The sequence below is a fragment of the Azorhizobium oxalatiphilum genome, assembly GCF_014635325.1.
GTDB lineage: Bacteria > Pseudomonadota > Alphaproteobacteria > Rhizobiales > Xanthobacteraceae > Azorhizobium > Azorhizobium oxalatiphilum.
In genome coordinates, this window is record NZ_BMCT01000001.1 from 936,763 (window position 1) to 950,820 (window position 14,058).

At 68.6% G+C, this 14,058-nt stretch carries 9 protein-coding genes; all 9 read left to right on the plus strand.

Features of this window, described 5'->3' with window-relative positions:
• Positions 1 to 801 carry an ABC transporter ATP-binding protein gene (locus tag IEW24_RS04230; RefSeq protein ID WP_188575703.1) on the plus strand — a complete coding sequence of 267 codons (801 nt, stop codon included), beginning with the start codon at positions 1 to 3 and terminating at the stop codon, positions 799 to 801.
• Entirely contained in the window at positions 794 to 1,522 is a 729-nt protein-coding gene (locus tag IEW24_RS04235) for an ABC transporter ATP-binding protein (protein ID WP_188575706.1), read from the plus strand. The genes IEW24_RS04230 and IEW24_RS04235 overlap by 8 nt, the downstream gene beginning before the upstream one ends.
• Before the next feature lie 132 nt (positions 1,523 to 1,654).
• A complete protein-coding gene (locus IEW24_RS04240; RefSeq protein ID WP_188575708.1) occupies positions 1,655 to 2,464 on the plus strand; it encodes a DeoR/GlpR family DNA-binding transcription regulator in 810 nt (269 codons plus the stop codon).
• Entirely contained in the window at positions 2,461 to 3,597 is a 1,137-nt protein-coding gene (locus tag IEW24_RS04245) for an ABC transporter ATP-binding protein (RefSeq protein WP_188575709.1), read from the plus strand. The genes IEW24_RS04240 and IEW24_RS04245 overlap by 4 nt, the downstream gene beginning before the upstream one ends.
• Positions 3,598 to 3,647: 50 nt before the next feature.
• On the plus strand, positions 3,648 to 4,916 hold the full coding sequence (locus IEW24_RS04250; RefSeq protein ID WP_188575712.1) for an ABC transporter substrate-binding protein: 1,269 nt from the start codon (positions 3,648 to 3,650) through the stop codon (positions 4,914 to 4,916).
• 130 nt (positions 4,917 to 5,046) lie between these two features.
• The gene (locus IEW24_RS04255) at positions 5,047 to 5,940 is read left to right on the plus strand and encodes a carbohydrate ABC transporter permease (protein ID WP_188577343.1); all 894 of its coding nucleotides are present in this window, start codon (positions 5,047 to 5,049) and stop codon (positions 5,938 to 5,940) included.
• Positions 5,937 to 6,791: a carbohydrate ABC transporter permease gene (locus IEW24_RS04260; protein ID WP_188575714.1), complete on the plus strand. Its 855-nt coding sequence runs from the start codon at positions 5,937 to 5,939 to the stop codon at positions 6,789 to 6,791. The genes IEW24_RS04255 and IEW24_RS04260 overlap by 4 nt, the downstream gene beginning before the upstream one ends.
• A gap of 177 nt (positions 6,792 to 6,968) precedes the next feature.
• The gene (locus tag IEW24_RS04265) at positions 6,969 to 13,394 is read left to right on the plus strand and encodes an autotransporter outer membrane beta-barrel domain-containing protein (RefSeq protein ID WP_188575716.1); all 6,426 of its coding nucleotides are present in this window, start codon (positions 6,969 to 6,971) and stop codon (positions 13,392 to 13,394) included.
• A gap of 169 nt (positions 13,395 to 13,563) precedes the next feature.
• Positions 13,564 to 13,791, plus strand: a complete 228-nt coding sequence (locus tag IEW24_RS04270; RefSeq protein WP_188575719.1) for a hypothetical protein — start codon at positions 13,564 to 13,566, stop codon at positions 13,789 to 13,791.
• The last annotated feature ends 267 nt before the right edge of the window (positions 13,792 to 14,058 follow it).

Consider the following 14,058-nt stretch of genomic DNA (forward strand, 5'->3'; position numbering starts at 1 on the left):
ATGCAGAGCGCGAACCTCGCCCCTCCATCCCCGCAGCCGGGGGCGCTCATCGCCCATGGCCTCAACCTGTCGTTCGGCGGCATCGAGGTGCTGAAAGGCGTGGATCTTGATCTGCGGCCGGGCCTCGTCACCGGCCTGATCGGCCCGAACGGCGCCGGCAAGACCAGCCTGTTCAACTGCCTCACCGGCCTCTATCGGCCGACGGCAGGGCGGATCGCGCTGGGCGACACCGGCCTCGATGCCCTGTCGCCTGCCCGGCGGGCGGGCCTCGGCATGGTGCGCTCGTTCCAGCACATGGCGCTCAGTCCCGATCTGACCCTGCTGGAAAATGTCATGACCGGGCTTACCTTGTCCCGCCGCAGCGGCTGGGCGAGTGCCTTCCTGCCGCTCCCCGGCGGGCGGGCGGAGACTCAGGACGCGCAGCGGCGGGCCATGGCCGCACTCGATGAACTGGGCATCGCCGCCGCTGCTCATCTCGCCCCGCCGGAGCTGCCGCCGGGCACGCAGCGGCTGGGCGAGATCGCCCGCGCGCTGGTGGCGCATCCGCGCGTGCTGCTGCTGGACGAGCCGGCCGCCGGGCTGAACGCGGTGGAAACGCGGGATCTCACCCGCGCCCTGCGCCGCGTGATGCATCCGGGCCTGATCATGGTGGTGGTCGAGCACGACATGGATCTGATCATGCAGCTCTGCGACAGGATCTATGTGCTCAATTTCGGCAAGGTGATCGCCTGCGGCTCACCCGCCGCGGTGCAGGCCGATCCCGAGGTGCTGCGGGTCTATCTGGGGGCGGACGATGAGTGAGCTTCTGGAGGTGCGCGCCTTGAGCGTGCGCTATGGCGCCACCTGCGGCATAGCGGAGGCCGAGATCAGCGTTCCGGCGGGCGGCGTGGTCTCCCTGCTGGGGGCTAACGGCGCCGGAAAGTCCTCCATCCTGAAGGGCGTGGCGGGGCTGGCGGATGCGCAGGGCGAAGTGATCTTCGAGGGGCGGGATCTCAGCCGCGCCTCCGCGCGCGAGCGTGTGAAGAGCGGCATCGTCTATGTGCCGGAGGGCCGCGAGATCGTCACCGCGCTCACCGTGGATGAGAACCTGACCCTCGGCGGCTTCCTGCTGGACGGGCGGACGCGGGCGGCAAGGCGCAGCGCGATCCTCGACCTGTTCCCGGAGATCGCCAACCGCACGCGTGCGCCGGCCTGGATGCTGAGCGGCGGCGAGCAGCAGATGCTGGCCATCGGCCGTGCGCTCATGAGCGGGCCGCGCCTGCTGCTGCTGGACGAGCCCTCCCTCGGACTGGCGCCACTGCTGATCCGGCGCGTATTCGAACGGCTGGCGCAGATCCGCACCGAAACCGGGCTTTCCATCCTGCTGGTGGAGCAGAATTACGCCATGGTCTCGCGCTTTTCCGATGTGCTCTATTTCGTGCGCAGCGGCCAGATCAGCGGGCATCGCCTCGCCAGCGAGATCGACATGTCCGAGGAGGCCCGGCGCCAGTTGCTGGAATCCTATCTCGGTGCCCGACATTGACGGCTGGGCCGTCGCCCCGATCCGCACAGAACGGCTGATGTTCATCTGAACGTCACAAAACTGACGTCGGACGTTCAATGAGCGTCGATAGGGTCCGCCCGCATGTTCGAACGAACATCGAAACGGGCGGGAATGAACATTACTCCACGACAGCACGGCATCGTCGATCTGGCCCGGCAGAACGGGTTCCAGAGCGTCGAGACGCTGGCGGAACGGTTCGCGGTGACGCCGCAGACCATCCGCCGCGACATCAACAGCCTGTGCGATGCCAATCTGCTGCGCCGGCGGCGCGGCGGGGCGGACTATATGGAGGCCCCGCGTCTCAACCAGCCCTATGACTCGCGCCGCATCATCCATCCGCTCGCCAAGCAGGCCATTGGCGCTCTGGTGGCGGGGCTGATCCCCAATGGCGCGTCGGTCTCCTTCGGCATCGGCACCACGCCGGAATTCGTGGCGCTGGCCATGCAGGCGCACGAGGACCTCACCGTCGTCACCAACAATCTCAACGTGGCGCTGGCGCTGAGCGTCACCCGCTCCAATCGCATCATTCTGCCCGGCGGCACCATGCGCCTGCCCGACCGCGACATGCTCGGCCCGCAGGTGGAGGAAATGTACCGCAGCTACCGCGTGGACTTCGGCGTGTTCGGCGTCGGCGGCATCGAGGCGGACGGCGTGCTGGTGGATTTCGACCGCGCCGAGGTGCTGGCCCGCGCCGCCATGCGCGAGAGCTGCCGCCGCTCCGTTCTGGTGGCCGATGTCAGCAAGCTGGGCCGGCCCGCGCCGGTGCGCGGCGGCCATCTGGCCGATGTGGACATGCTGGTTCTGGATGCGCCGCCCCCGGCCGATTTCGCCGCGCTGTTCGACAGCGCTGATCATGGCGCGCGCCTCAGGGTCGCCGCGTCCGACACCTCCACCCTTGTCGCGACGGGAGCCGGCGCATGACATCTCTCGCCGGCAATGCCGCCGCCGATCCCGCCTTCCTGCGCATCGATCGCGTCACCCGCACCTTCGACGGCGGCGGCGGGGTGAACGATCTGTCGCTCACCATTCCGCGTGGCGGCTTCACCGTGCTGCTCGGCCCCTCCGGATGCGGCAAGTCCACCACGCTGCGCCTCATCGCCGGGCTTGAGACGCCGGACAGCGGCCGCATCGTCATCGATGGACGCGATGTGACCGCGCTGCCGCCCTCGCAGCGCGGGCTCTCCATCGTGTTCCAGTCCTATGCGCTGTTCCCGCACCTGTCGGTGGAGGAGAACATCGTGTTCGGCCTGAAGGTGCGCCGCATCGCCCGTGCGGAGCGTGAGCGCAAGCTCAAGGAGGCGCTCGCCCTCACCGGCCTCACAGGGCTGGAAGCGCGCCGCCCGGCCCAGCTTTCCGGCGGCCAGCGCCAGCGCGTGGCGCTCGCCCGCGCCATCGTGGCCGACCATCCGCTCTGCCTGATGGACGAGCCGCTTTCCAATCTCGACGCCAAGCTGCGCCATTCGGTGCGGCAGGACATCCGCGCCTTGCAGCGCCGCCTCGGCATGACCGTGGTCTATGTGACCCACGACCAGACCGAGGCCATGGGCATGGCCGATCAGGTGATCCTGATGCGGGCAGGGCGCATCGAGCAGATGGGGCCACCGGCCACGCTCTACGAGACGCCGGCCACCGCCTTTGCGGCGGGCTTCCTCGGCGCCCCGCCCATGACGATGATCCCCGGCGATCTCGTGCCGCTCACCGCGCCCGGCGGCTCTGCCCGCGCGCGGCTCGACGTGGGCGTGCGTGGCGAGGCGCTCAAGCTCATGCCGGAAGGCGAGGGGCTGCTGCCAGCCACCGTCATCGCCAGCGAATTCCTCGGCGCGGAGACCTTCGTCTATCTGGCGCTGGCCGGCGGGGCGCAGGTGACGGCCCGTGTGCCCGGCCGCGACGAGCGCGCGCCCGGAACGACGCTCTCGGTGAGCTGGCCGGAGGCCGCCACCCACTGGTTCGATCGCGACAGCGGCGCGCGGATTTCCGCCGCTGCGGTCGCGCCCTCTTCGGCGGCAGGCGCCGCCGGACCGAACCCGTCCGCGCCGGTGCGCGCGGCCGGCTGAGTTTTCCGTTCACCCCTCAACGCGTTGCCTCCCACAGAAGGACACGACCCATGAAGCGCTTTTTCACCGCCGCAGCGGTGGCGGCGGGATTGCTGGCCTCCACCGTCACCTCGTTCGCCAAGACCGAGCTGACCATGTTCTACCCGGTCTCCGTCGGCGGTCCGCTGACCAAGGTGATCGACAACATGATCAAGGGCTTCGAGAAGGAGAACCCGGACGTTGCCGTGAACGCCGTCTATGCCGGCAATTACGACGACACCCGCGTGCGTGCGCTCTCCGCGCTCAAGAGCGGCAAGCCGGCGCAGCTCTCGGTGCTGTTCTCCATCGACGCCTATGACCTTGTCGAGCAGGAGCTCATCGTCCCCTTCGAGGACGTGGTGAAGACCGATGAGGAGAAGGCCTGGCTGAAGAGCTTCTACCCGGCGCTCATGGCCAACAGCATGGTTGAGGGCAAGACCTGGGGCATTCCGTTCCAGCGCTCCACCATCGTCATGTTCTACAACAAGGACATGTTCAAGGAAGCGGGCCTCGATCCCAACAAGCCGCCGAAGACCTGGGACGAGATGGTCGCCTACGGCAAGAAGCTGACCAAGGACGGCCGCTACGGCCTGATGATCCCGTCCACCGGCTATCCCTACTGGATGCTCCAGTGCTTCGCCATCGAGAATGGCAAGGAGCTGATGAGCAAGGACGGCGCCTCGGTGAACTTCACCGATCCGGACGTCATCGCCGGTCTCGCCTTCTGGAAGTCGCTGTCCAGCGAGCACAAGATCTCGCCGGCGGGCATCGTCGAGTGGGGCACGCTGCGCCAGGCCTTCGTGCAGGGCCAGACGGCCATGATGTGGCACACCACCGGCAATCTCTCCGCGGTGAAGGCCGAGGCCAAGTTCGACTTCGGCGTGGCTGAGCTGCCGGCCAACAAGCAACCGGGCTCGCCCACCGGCGGCGGCAACTTCTACCTGTTCAAGAACGCCACCGAGGCCGAGCGCAAGGCGTCCCTGTCGCTCATCCGCTACATGACCGCGCCGGAGCGCGCGGCCGAGTGGTCCATCACCACCGGTTATGTGGGCGTGTCGCCGGCCTCCTACGAGACCGAGCAGCTCAAGGCCTACGGCAAGGAGTTCCCGCAGGCCCTCGTCGCCCGTGACCAGCTCAAGGTCGCCATCGCCGAGTTCTCCACCTGGGAAACCGCCCGTGTCCGCGAGGCGCTCAACAACGCCGTGCAGGCGGCCCTCACCGGCACCAAGACCCCGGCCGAGGCCTTGACGGCGGCGCAGGCGCAGGCCGACGCGCTGCTGAAGCCCTACCAGAAGAAGTGATCTTCTGCTGAACCGGCAGGGGGCGGCCCGTCCGCCCCCTTGCCTTTTCCTCCTCCGCCAGAGACGCCCCGCGAAGACGCTCATGACCCTCACGAGCCCTATGGATACGCGCCCCGCCGATCCGCGCCCGATGGACCCCATCGCCCGCCAGCGGCGGCGCATGACGGCCATCTACGGCTGGCTGCTGGTGATGCCGGCGCTGGTGCTGCTGACGCTGTTCGCCTTCCTGCCCACCATCACCACGCTGTGGGCCAGCTTTCATTCGCGCGGCACCGCGCGCCGCCCCTCCGTCTTCAACGGCGTCGAGAATTATGCGGACCTCCTGGCCGATCCCACCTTCTGGACGGTGATCGGCAACAATGTGCTCTACGCCGCCGTCACCATTCCGGTGTCCATCGCGCTGGCGCTGCTGATGGCGCTGTGGGCGGATGCCAAGCTGCCGGCGCGCGGTTTCGTGCGCAGCGCCTATTTCACCCCCACCGTCCTGCCCATGGTGGCCGCCGCCAACCTGTGGCTGTTCTTCTACACGCCCGGCATCGGCGTCATCGACAGCTTCACGAGCCTGTTCGGCCTGCCCTCCGTCAACTGGCTCGGCCAGCCGCAGACCGCGCTCGGCGCGGTGATGGTGGTGACGATCTGGAAGGAGGCGGGCTTCTTCATGATCTTCTATCTGGCCGCGCTGCAGACCATTCCGCCGGACCTGCGCGAGGCGGCGCAGGTGGAGGGGGCCTCGCGCTTCACCTATCTGCGCCGGGTGCTGCTGCCCCTGCTGATGCCCACCACGGCCTTCATCTTCATCAACGCGCTGATCAATTCGGTGAAGCTGATCGACCATCTCTTCATCCTCACCAAGGGCGGGCCGAACAACGCCACCAAGCTCGCGCTCTACTGGATCTGGGAGATGGCCTTCTCCTATTTCGACCGCGTCCACGCCGCGGCCATGACGGCGCTGGTGCTGCTGGTGCTGGCGGTTGTGGCCATCGTCCAGTTCAGCGTCATAGACAAGCGGATCCACTACCGATGACCGATCTCTCGCTGAGCGATGCCGCACCGCGCGTTCATCCGCGCTTCGATGCCGGAAAGCTGCTGGACACGGCCGGCGCCTGGCTGCTGGCGCTCATCTGGGTGGCGCCGCTCATCTTCGCGCTCTGGGCCTCGCTGCGTCCGGCGGGCATGGCGCTCGATTTCTCGCAGGTCTCGTCCTTGACGCTGGAGAATTATCGCGCCGCATGGCTCGCCGCGCCGTGGCTCACATATGGCGCCAACACGCTGGGGCTGGTGACGTTCACCCTCATCGGCCAGTTCATCCTCTGCACGCTGGCGGGCTATGCCTTCGCGCGGTTCGAGTTTCCCGGCCGCGAGGCGCTGTTCGTGCTGGTGCTGCTCCAGCTCTTCATCCTGCCGGAAGTGCTGATCGTGGAGAATTACGCCATGGTATCGCGCCTTGGCCTCATCGACAGCATCACCGGCATGGGCCTGCCCTATGTGGCCAGCGCCTTCGGCATCTTCCTGCTGCGGCAGGCGTTCAAATCGGTGCCGGTGGAGCTGGAGGAAGCGGCGCGCGTGGAGGGCTGCTCGTGGCTCGGCGTGCTGTGGCGGGTCTATGTGCCGGCTGCGCGGCCGGTGTACCTCGCCTATGCGCTGGTGTCGGTGGCCACCCACTGGAACAATTTCCTGTGGCCGCTCATCGTCACCAACAATCCGGACACGCGCCCGCTCACGGTGGGGCTATCGCTGTTCGGCGCGCCGGAGAGCGGGGTGAACATCTCCATCATCAGCGCGGCGACCCTCATGGTGGCGGCTCCGCTTCTGGTGGCCTTCCTCATCTTCCAGCGCCAGTTCATCCAGGCGTTTCTGCGCGCGGGCATCCGCTGATCCCGCGCGCCGGGCAGACTTTCGCGATGTGCCGCAAGACGTGCCCTGCGGTTTCGCAACCGGCTGGACTTCCACGCTACTTAACAAATGTTGCGTGGTTTTTAGGTACCATTCCAGCGACAGCCTTGTGCAATCTCCGCATGCCATCACTCGCGCCTGGTGTGTGGGGATGTGCGTATGTTCTTCGATCGTTTTTCCGTTTCCTGTTCTGATCGTTCGGCGCAGCGCGTCTCCACTTCACGCCGTCTCCTCACGGCCCTTCTGCTCTCCAGCTCGACCCTTGCCGTCGCTTTCGCGGCTCCGCGTGCGGCAGAGGCGGCGAGCGCCATCCGCATCGTCAATCAGGGCGGCAACGGCAGCAATGCCGAGCACACCTTCGGTGCCTTCTACAATTACGCCACTGCCGGCGGCGCGGCGGCCGGCGTCAGCCTGAACAATGCCACGGCGCTCCCCGGCATGGCCGGCCCCGCCATCGAGCTGGGCTCGGTGGGCGGCAAGGGCGGCACTGGCCTTTATGGCGTGCTGCGCGATGCGCCGGGGGCGGCAGGCGGCAATGCCGGGGCGGTCTCGCTGGTGCAGAGCGGCGATGTCTCCGGCGGCACCAATGTCACCAGCCCGACCGCGCTGCTGATGCTCTATTCCCGCGGCGGCAATGGCGGCTTCGGCTATAGCGGCATGGGCGCAGGCGGCAGCGGCGGCGCCGTGACGCTGAATCTCTCCGCCGAGGTCTTCGCCAACAGCAGCTACACTGCCGGCGCGGTGCTCCAGTCGCAGGGCGGCGATGCGGGCGTGGGCGCGCAGGGCGGCACCACCTCCACCCGCATGGCGCTTGATGGCGGCGGCGCGGGCGGGGCGGTGCGCCTTACCATTTCGGAAGCGGGCTCGATCATCACCTCGGGCGCCTATGCGCCGGCCGTGGTCGCTTCCTCGCTGGGCGGGGCGGGCGGCACGGCAGATACTGGCCTTGGCTCGCGTTACCCCTCCAATGGCGGCGCGGGCGGGACGGTCACGCTCATCAACGACGGCATCGTTGCCACCTACGGCGTGCAGGCCTCCGCCATCACGCTCCAGAGCGTGGGCGGGGCGGGCGGCAGCGCCGGCACCGCCACCTTCTCCACCGCCGTGCCCGGCGGGCGGGGCGGCGATGGCGGCGCGGTGACGGGCACCAATACCGGCGTCGTCACCACCGACGGGGCTTATTCCTTCGGTATTCTCGCCCAGTCGGTGAGCGGCGCGGGCGGTAAGGGGGCTGCGTCCACCTTCACCTCCGGCGGCACCGGGGGCGCTGCGGGCGTGGGCGGCAGCGTCACCATCACCCAGGCTGGCGCCGTGGCCACGCTGGGCACCGGCGCGACCGCCGTCTTCGCCCAGAGCGTGGGCGGCGGATATGCACTGGATGCCTTCCAGGCGACGGCGCCCTCCACGGCCCATGCGGGCGGCGGGGCCGGCGGCAGCAGCGGCATCTTCTTCTGGAACAGCGGCGGCACCGGCGGGGCGGGTGGCAATGGCGGCGCGGTGAGCGTCACCAACAGCAACTGGATCAGCACCCTCGGCGATAAGGCTTATGGCGTGCTGGCGCAGAGCATCGGCGGCGGCGGCGGCACCGGCGGCGTGTCCGCCACCTCGGGCGCCTTCCTCGCCGTGGCGCTGGGCGGGGCGGGCGGCGGCGGGGGCGATGGCGGCCTCGTCACCTTCACCGGCGACATGGGCTATGTGCTGACCTCGGGCGATGCGGCCACGGCCGTGCTGGCGCTCTCCGTGGGCGGCGGCGGCGGCACCGGCGGTTATGCGTCCGCCCAATCCGTGGGCTACGGCCTGTCCGCTTCCTCATCCGTGGGCGGCACCGGCGGGGCCGGTGGCAAGGGCGGGCAGGTGGTGGTGAACAACACCTCCTACATCGCCACCGATGGCAAGGCGGCGCTGGGCATTCAGGCGCTCAGCATCGGCGGAGGCGGCGGCGTGGGCGGCGGCGCCAATGCCTTCGCCGTTGCGCTGCCGGCGGTGACGCCCTCGGGTGATCCCTTGCCCTCGGTCGCCATCTCCAAGGCGGTGGGCGGCTCCGGCGGCACCGGCGGTGCGGGCGGCGGTGTTTCCGTCACCAATGGCGCGGAGGTCTCCACCTTCGGCGATGAGGCGACCGCCATTCAGGCCATGAGCATCGGCGGCGGCGGCGGCACGGCGGGCGATGGCAGCGCCTATGGCCTCGCCATCGCGGCGCCCGGCGCGGCCGCGGTCAACGTCACCACCGCCGTGGGCGGCAGCGGTGGCGGTGGCGGTGCGGGCGGCGCGGTGTCCATCACCAATAGCGGCGACGTGATCACCTATGGCGACCGGGCCATGGGCCTTCAGGCCATTTCCATCGGCGGCGGCGGCGGCAATTCGGGCGCGGCCTCGGTCTCGGCCGATGGCATGAGCCTTTATCGCACCATCGTGCTGGGCGAGAGCATCGGCGGCTCGGGCACCAGCGGCGGCGGTGCGGGCGGGGTGGTGACGATCACCCATACCGGCGCGGTGGAGACGTGGGGCGAGGGCGCGGTCGGCCTGTTCGCCCAGTCCATCGGCGGCGGTGGCGGCAATGGCGGCGGCATCGACGTCTCGGCGGCCTCCGGCCTCTCCTTCGACAAGACACTGAACGATCTCGCGCAGAAGCTGCCGCTGGCCGACAGCCTGACGCTGGTCCATGGCCTCGGCGGCTCGGGCGGCGGGGGCGGCAATGGCGGCACGGTCACTGTCACTGTGGGGGCGGACGCCAGCATCCTTACCCATGGCGCGCAGGCGGATGGCATCTTCGCCCAGAGCGTGGGTGGTGGTGGCGGCACCGGTGGCGGCGGCTCGGCGGCCACCGAGGGCACGCTCGCCATTCGCTACACGGTGGGTGGCACCGGCGGCTCGGGTGGCAAGGGCGGCGCGGTGACGGTGGAGAACAAGGGCGCCATCATCACCTATGGCGACGGCGCGCACGGCGTTTTCGCGCAGAGCGTGGGCGGCGGCGGCGGCGCGGGTGGAAACCTCAGTGCCGATGCCAGCACCACGCCCGATCGCGTGGGCGAGATCTGGGCCACGCTGAAGGATGCGGTGGGCGTGACCGCCTACAACACCTGGGCGGAAGACAAGGGCAATGCCGAAACCAAGGAGCAGCTCGACGCCTTCATCAAGGATCTGCAGGACAGCGACACCTACAAATACCTGTCCGACAGCTTCAAGAATTCCGATTTCTACAAGCAGATGCAGGCCTTCGGGGGCAACATCTCCGACTATCTGGACAAGCAGGCGAAGGGCGCCACCAAGCTGCCGGATCTTTCCCTGACGCTGGCCATGGGCGGCGCGGGTGGCTCCGGCAATGTCGGCGGCGACGTGAAAGTCACCAATGACGGGCTCATCGCCGCTTATGGCGATGTGGCCTATGGCGTCTTCGCCCAGTCGGTGGGTGGCGGCGGCGGGCAGGGCGGCGTCGCCTATGCCTCCGGCACCAACAAGACCAACCTCTCCGGCACGCTCGGCGGCTCGGGCGGCAGCGGCAATCTGGGCGGGCAGGTCTCCGTGACCAATGACGGCGAGATCTTCACCGCCGGGGCCGCCTCCTACGGCGTCTTCGCCCAGTCCGTGGGCGGCGGCGGTGGCGTGGGTGTCGGCGCGCTCTCGGGCGACAACAAGAACCTCACTCTCAATCTCACCATCGGCGCCAAGGGCGGCACCGGCGGGAATGGCGGCAAGGTCTTCGTGACCAACACCGGCACCATCGACACCTATGGCGCCGAGGCGCACGGCATCGTGGCGCAATCGGTGGGCGGGGGCGGCGGCGCCTTCCTCATGAATCCGGCCAATGCCGCGAAGACCGAGGAGAGCACGGCCGAAGGCGATGGCGAGGAAGCCACCGCCGACACCATTCTCGCGCTGCTGAAGGCGGTGGGCATCGAGCAGGTGCCGGCGGCTTCCACCACCAAGGATGCGCCGAAAAAATCCGGCAGCGTCACGCTGGGCGGCGCGGGCGGCGCGTCCGGGGCGGGCGGCGATGTGCTCGTCACCCACACCGGCGCCATCGTCACCTCCGGCGAAGCGGCATTCGGCATTCTCGCCCAGTCGGTGGGCGGTGGCGGCGGCATCTCCAATGCCGCGGGCAGCCCCGGCGGGGTGAAGTATGCGGCCTCCCTTGGCGGCGCGGGCGGGGCCGGCGGCGCGGGCGGTGCGGTGAACGTGCAGTTCCAGAACGATGCCCGCATCGCCACCAGCGGCGACAATGCCATGGGCGTGTTCGCGCAGAGCGTGGGCGGTGGCGGCGGCTATGGCGGCGCCTCCGTGCTTCAGGGCTGGACGCTGCCCATCATCGGCGGCGCGGGTGGAGCCAGCGGCAGTGGTGGGGCGATCAACATTTCCACCGAGGGCCTCGGCAGCACCCTGACGCTATTCACCTCGGGCACCGCCGCGCATGGCGTGTTCGCCCAGTCGCTGGGCGGTGGCGGCGGCACGGTGAGCAATCTCCTGAAGACCGACAGCACCGTGCGCGCCACGCTGTTGCAGGTTTCCAGCGTGCTCAACGGCCTCATCACGGCAGGCGGCGGCAGCGGCACGGTGGTGGACAATATCGACCGTGTGCCGGAGAGCCTGCAGGGCATCGTGCGCCTGCTCGGCAACGACACCGATACGGTGAATACGGTCCTTACCCGCCTCACCAGCCTGCTGGACCAGCGCAGCGCCTCCACCGGCACCGGCGAGGCCATCACCATCAATCTGAAGGGGCTGATCGAGACCTCCGGCAAGGATGCCTACGGCATCTTCGCCCAGAGCGGCTTCCAGGCGCTGGACGGATCGCTGGATTCGAGCCGCATGGGCGGCAATATCGCCATCACCTACACGGGCACGCTGATCGGCGGCTCAGGCGAGGGCGCGGCCATCGGTGTGGATGGCGGCAAGACCAACACCATCACCATCGGCGCGGGATCGCTGGTGGGAGCGGATTCCGGCATGGCGATCCGCGCCTCCTTCGGCTCGGAGACGGTGCGCAATTCGGGCACCATCTTCGGCGACATCAACCTCTCCACCAGCACCGTGACGGGCGAGGTGAACCGCTTCGAGAACCTCTCCGGCGGCACCTATATTTCCAATGCCGGCGGCACGGTGGAACTGGGCACTGCGGGCGTGTTCCAGAATGCCGGCATCTTCAACGTGGGCGGCACCGACGTGATCGGCACCGCCACTGTGAGGGCCGCGCGCTTCCAGCAGATGGCGGGCGGCATCCTCGCCGTGGACGTGACCTCCACGCCCGCCGCCGGGCAGGCGAAGAGCGATCTCCTGAAGGTCACGGGCCAGACCCAGCTGGCCGGCGGCATTCTGGTCAATGTGGTCAACGGCCTGACGCCGGACACCTTCCGCGTCATCACCAGCGACGGTGCGCTCTCCGGCAGCATCGCCACCGCCAGCCCCACGGGTGCGCCCTTCGTCTGGCAGACCAGCATCGCCGGCAAGTCGGTGGACATCTCCCCCGAGGCCCGCTTCGCGCCGGTCAACGGCCTCGGCGCCACCAACAGCGAGCGCTCGGTGATGAACTATCTGCAGACCATCTGGTCTTCGGGCAGCATCGATAGCGACATGGCGCTGCTGTTCGGCGCCTTCGCCAACGTGTCGTCGGCGGAAGACTACATGGCGGGCATCGACGCGCTGGTGCCGGAGGAATCCTCCAGCACCCTCACGTCGCAGACGCTGAACGTGCGTGCCTCGCTGAATGCGGCGCTCAGCTGCCCCATCTTCGAGGGCTCCGGCACGCTCATGCAGGAGAGCAACTGCCACTGGGCGCGGGTGATCGGCAACTGGACCCACCAGACCAGCGCCGCCGACCTCTCCGGCTACGACCAGAGCGCCGTCACCTATCGCATCGGCAGCCAGCGTGAGGTGGTGGACAACTGGTTCGTGGGCGCCACGGCGGGCCTCACCCAGTCCTGGCTCAGCGGCACGGACGGCGGCTCCCACACCGAGGGCACCAGCGGCGATCTGGCGCTCTCGCTGAAGCATCAGGCCGGCCCGTGGCTGTTCGCGCTCTCCGGCCACATGGGCTACGGCCGCTATTCCACCGATCGCACCATGACGATCGGCGAGGATGCCTATACGTCCAGTGGCAGCTCCAGCGTCTATACGGCCGGCGGCCGCTTCCGCGCATCCTACGAGTTTGCCTTCACGGACTGGTATGTGCGTCCCTATGCGGACTTCGACCTGATGTACACCTACATGCCCGCCTATCGCGAAAGCGGGCAGGTGCTGGCGCTGGAATTCTCGTCCGCCGACCAGTTCAACTTCGCCTTCAGCCCCAATGTGGAATTGGGCGGGCGCGTGAATCTCCAGCCCGGCCTGTGGCTGCGGCCCTACGCATCGGCGGGCATGACCTTCCTGGCCAAGGACAACATGCCGGTGGGGGTGGGCTTCGCGGATGACGGCGGCGTGGTGCAGGAATTCACCACCCACGTTCTGCTGCCGGCGACGCAGGTCAATCTGGCCGCGGGGCTCCAGCTGTTCGACACCAAGGGCTATGAGCTGCGTGCCGAATACAAGGCGGACATCGCCGACAGCTATCTCTCGCAGGAACTGAGCGCCCGCTTCGCGGTGCAGTTCTGAGGGCGCGCGATTGTCCCTCTCTTCCCCTGGCGGAAGAGAGGGCCAATCGCACACGGCTACACCAAGGTATGGTCCGGCCACATCCATGCGCTAGGCGGGCGATCCTGCGTATGATTCAAAGCGGACGGCCATCGCCGCATAGTCGGATCACCAAATCGGAGTGACCGACATGACCCGCCTGACCAACATCCTCGCCATCGCTTCCACCAGCGTTCTGCTGGCGACCTCCACCGCCTTCGCCGGCCCGTCCATCGGCCCGGAGAACGAAGTCCAGTACATCGTCTCCGCCCATGAGCGCCTCGTGCCGCAGCCCGGCCGGACCCTGACGGCCCCCGCGATCGCCGCTCCCCATTTCGATCCCCACTGGGGCCCGGCTTTCGACCCCAGCGTCAACTGATCTTCCGCTGGCGCCCGCCCGACGGGCGAAGCGGAAAGCCGCCGCGGCCGGGGCCATTAAGCTGCCCGGCAGACGTATCGCCGAACGGGATGCGCGCCGCGCGGCGGCGGACAGACATCAAGCATGTGATCGCGGCCTCACCTTCGGCTTCGGAGACGGGCGTGATCTTCTCCCCAACGGGTGGAATGCCGGGCCGCGTATCGGTCGGGTAGCACCACTCGGGAACCGTGGCCGGCCGGGTATCGCCCCCCTTCCGGCCGGCCACGG

Coding starts and splice junctions, on each gene's coding strand:
- IEW24_RS04230 (WP_188575703.1), top strand. CDS start 1: ATGCAGAGCGCGAACCTCGCCCCTCCATCCCCGCAGCCGGGGGCGCTC.
- IEW24_RS04235 (WP_188575706.1), top strand. CDS start 794: ATGAGTGAGCTTCTGGAGGTGCGCGCCTTGAGCGTGCGCTATGGCGCC.
- IEW24_RS04240 (WP_188575708.1), top strand. CDS start 1,655: ATGAACATTACTCCACGACAGCACGGCATCGTCGATCTGGCCCGGCAG.
- IEW24_RS04245 (WP_188575709.1), top strand. CDS start 2,461: ATGACATCTCTCGCCGGCAATGCCGCCGCCGATCCCGCCTTCCTGCGC.
- IEW24_RS04250 (WP_188575712.1), top strand. CDS start 3,648: ATGAAGCGCTTTTTCACCGCCGCAGCGGTGGCGGCGGGATTGCTGGCC.
- IEW24_RS04255 (WP_188577343.1), top strand. CDS start 5,047: ATGGACCCCATCGCCCGCCAGCGGCGGCGCATGACGGCCATCTACGGC.
- IEW24_RS04260 (WP_188575714.1), top strand. CDS start 5,937: ATGACCGATCTCTCGCTGAGCGATGCCGCACCGCGCGTTCATCCGCGC.
- IEW24_RS04265 (WP_188575716.1), top strand. CDS start 6,969: ATGTTCTTCGATCGTTTTTCCGTTTCCTGTTCTGATCGTTCGGCGCAG.
- IEW24_RS04270 (WP_188575719.1), top strand. CDS start 13,564: ATGACCCGCCTGACCAACATCCTCGCCATCGCTTCCACCAGCGTTCTG.